Below are 2,615 nucleotides of genomic sequence, written 5' to 3'. Positions count from 1 at the left end.
GCCGTGCGTTTCGCGGACGGTGTCCGTGCGCTGGCCGGTGAGGGTGTCACGCGGTTCGTGGAGCTGGGCCCGGACGGTGTGCTGAGCGGCATGGCCCGCGAGAGCGCCGGCGACGACGCCCTCCTCGTACCTGTGCTGCGCAAGGACCGCGACGAGGAGACCACGGCCCTCACCGCCCTCGCACGACTCGCGGCACACGGACAGACGGTCGACTGGGCCGCGTACTTCGCCGGAACCGGCGCCCGGCTCACCGACCTCCCCACCTACCCCTTCCAGCACCAGCGCTACTGGCCCACACCCGACGCGTCCTCCGGGGACGTCGAGTCCGCCGGCCTGCGCTCCGCCGGCCACCCCCTGCTCAGCGCGGCCGTCGAGTTCTCCGACTCCGACGGACTCCTCCTCACCACCCGCCTCTCCCTGCGCACCCACCCGTGGCTGGGCGAACACGTCGTCATGGGCAACGTCCTGCTGCCCGGCACCGCCTTCGTCGAACTCGCGGTGCGGGCCGGGGACGAGGTCGGCTGCGACCGCGTCGAGGAACTCACCCTGGCCGCCCCCCTCGTCCTCCCCGAGCAGGGCGGAGTCCAACTGCACCTCCAGGTCGGCCCGGCCGACACCGCGGGCCGCAGGGTCCTCACCGCCCGCTCCCGGCCGGAAGGCGAGGACGACCGGCCCTGGACCGAACACGCCACCGGCGTCCTCGCCCCGGGTACGGCTCCCGCTTTCGACACCGCCGCCTTCGACACCGCCGTCTGGCCGCCCGCCGACGCCGAGCCCGTCGACCTGACGGGCCTCTACGAGCGCATGGCCGAGGGCGGATACGAGTACGGCCCCCTCTTCCAGGGACTGCGCGCCGCCTGGCGCCGGGGCGACGACGTGTTCGCCGAGGTCGCCCTCCCCGACTCCGCCGAGCGCGACGCGGCCGGCTTCGGCCTGCACCCGGCGCTGCTCGACGCGTCCGTGCAGATCTCCGCCCTCGGCGGACTCGCACGGGGAGTCGTCCCGTTCTCCTGGGAAGGCGTCACCCTGCACGCCACCGGCGCCCGGGCCGTCCGCGTCCGCCTGACCCGGACCGGTGACGAGTCCGCGTCCGTCGCCGTCGCCGACCCCACCGGAGCACCGGTCGCCACCATCGAGAACCTGGTGCTGCGCGCCGTCGCCTCCGGCACCGCCGCCGACACCACGACCCGGGACGCCCTGTTCCACGTGGCCTGGACCCCGGTCACCGCTCCCGGGACGACCGGTGATGCCGGGGACACCCCTTCCACGGCCGTCCTCGGCACCACCGACGACCTTCTCGCCGCCCTGACCGGGCCCCGCCATGCCGACCTCGACGCGCTGATGGAGAACGGCGAGGTACCGGCCACGGTGTTCGCCGTCGTACCGCACCCCGGCTCGCAGAAGACCGGCACGGTGGACTCCGTGCACGGCGCGGCCGCATGGGCGCTGGAGCTGGTGCGGTCGTGGCTGGCGGAGCAGCGGTGCGCGCAGTCGCGTCTGGTGTTCGTGACGCGGGGAGTGCTTGAGGGCGGTGACCTGGCCGGGTCCGGCGTGTGGGGTCTGGTGAGGTCGGCTGTCTCGGAGCATCCGGGGCGGTTCGGTCTGCTGGACGTCGAGCCGACGGTGGTGCTGTCGGCTGAGCTGCTGGGGGCCGCCCTGGCGGTGGGTGAGGCAGAGGCCGAGGTCGCGGTGCGTGGGGGTGAGGTGTTGGTGCCTCGCCTGGCGCGGATGACCTCAGCGTCCGGCGTGGGTGTTCCGGCCTGGGATGTGGCCGGGGGCACGGTTTTGGTGACGGGTGGTACGGGTGGTCTGGGCCGGATCGTGGCCCGGCATCTGGTGGTCGAGCATGGTGTGCGGGATCTGCTGCTGGTGAGCCGTCGTGGTGCGGTCGCCGAGGGTGTGGAGGATCTGGTCGCCGAGTTGTCCGGGCTGGGTGCGCGGGTGTCGGTGGAGGCCTGTGACGTGGCCGACGCGGACGCGGTGGCCGCTCTGATGGGCCGGTATCCGGTGCGGGCGGTGGTGCACGCGGCGGGTGTGCTGGACGACGGTATGGTGGAGTCGCTCACGGACGAGCGGCTCGCGCGGGTGCTGCGTCCTAAGGTGGACGCGGCCTGGCACCTGCACGAGGCGACCAAGGACCTCGACCTCACCGCCTTCGTGCTCTTCTCCTCCATGTCGGGCATCCTCGGCGGCCCCGGCCAGGCCAACTACGCGGCGGGCAACACGTTCCTCGACGCCCTGGCCCGGCACCGCCGCTCGCTCGGGCTGCCCGCCACGTCCCTCGCATGGGGCCCGTGGACCCAGGACGCCGGCATGATCGGCACGCTCTCCGACACCGACGTCCACCGCATCGCCCGCGCCGGCATGCCGGAACTCACCCCCGAGCAGGGCGCGGCCCTCTTCGACGCGGCACTCGACACCGGTGAACCCGTCGTCCTGCCCGTGCGCCTCGACCTCCCCGCCCTGCGGGAACAGGGCGACATCCACCCCATGCTCCGTGGTCTGATCCGGGTGCGGGTGCGGGTGCGGGTGCGGCGGTCGGTCGCGGGTGGTTCGGTGGCGGTGGCCGGTCTGGTGCGGCGGTTGGAGGGTCTGGGCCGGGACGAGCGGCGTGA

The 2,615-nt window shown here is 73.8% G+C and carries 1 protein-coding gene; it reads left to right on the top strand.

Going from position 1 to position 2,615, the window contains the following annotated elements; genetic code table 11:
- A partial coding sequence (locus tag ACH5AO_RS37165; RefSeq protein WP_398932557.1) for an SDR family NAD(P)-dependent oxidoreductase occupies window positions 1–2,615 on the top strand: 2,615 nt, incomplete at both ends.

Source organism: Streptomyces sp. NPDC018964, from assembly GCF_044390325.1.
Classification (GTDB): Bacteria; Actinomycetota; Actinomycetes; order Streptomycetales; family Streptomycetaceae; genus Streptomyces.
The sequence above is the reverse complement of the archived record's forward strand: the minus strand, read 5'-3'. Positions and strand labels throughout refer to the sequence as shown.